The 405-nt window shown below is 57.0% G+C and carries 1 rRNA gene and 1 pseudogene; both read right to left on the bottom strand.

Going from position 1 to position 405, the window contains the following annotated elements:
* Positions 1 to 105, bottom strand: a pseudogene (locus ACEWB7_RS18325) (paraquat-inducible protein A); the annotation flags it as partial.
* A gap of 211 nt (positions 106 to 316) precedes the next feature.
* Positions 317 to 405, bottom strand: a 5S ribosomal RNA gene (rrf, locus tag ACEWB7_RS18320); the annotation flags it as partial.

Below are 405 nucleotides of genomic sequence, written 5' to 3'. Positions count from 1 at the left end.
ATCCTGCAGCACCGGCTTACGCATCAACAGATCGCACTCATGACAGGCGACCAACTGCTCGATCGGCAAGGATGACAAGGAAGGTTCGGACGGCGAGTCAGACATGAAAGTCCCCAGCAGAATTCGCGCATTCTACCCGAGCAAAGCCAAACGCCGACATATCGTAGGGTGCGCCATGCGCACCAGCATGTCTGCGCCATCAGCGGTACGCGCAGCGCCCCCTACGCGCTTGCAGGAACGACTTCTGTCGCTCTGTTTTCCGCACCGCAAAGAAGAAACCCCAGACCGCTTTCGCGATCTGGGGTTTCGTATAGGAGCTTGACGATGACCTACTCTCACATGGTGAAGCACCACACTACCATCGGCGATGCGTCGTTTCACTACTGAGTTCGGGATGGGATCAGG

Source organism: Acinetobacter sp. NIOH-H-8 (assembly GCF_046635365.1).
Classification (GTDB): Bacteria; Pseudomonadota; Gammaproteobacteria; order Pseudomonadales; family Moraxellaceae; genus Acinetobacter.
The sequence above is the reverse complement of the archived record's forward strand: the minus strand, read 5'-3'. Positions and strand labels throughout refer to the sequence as shown.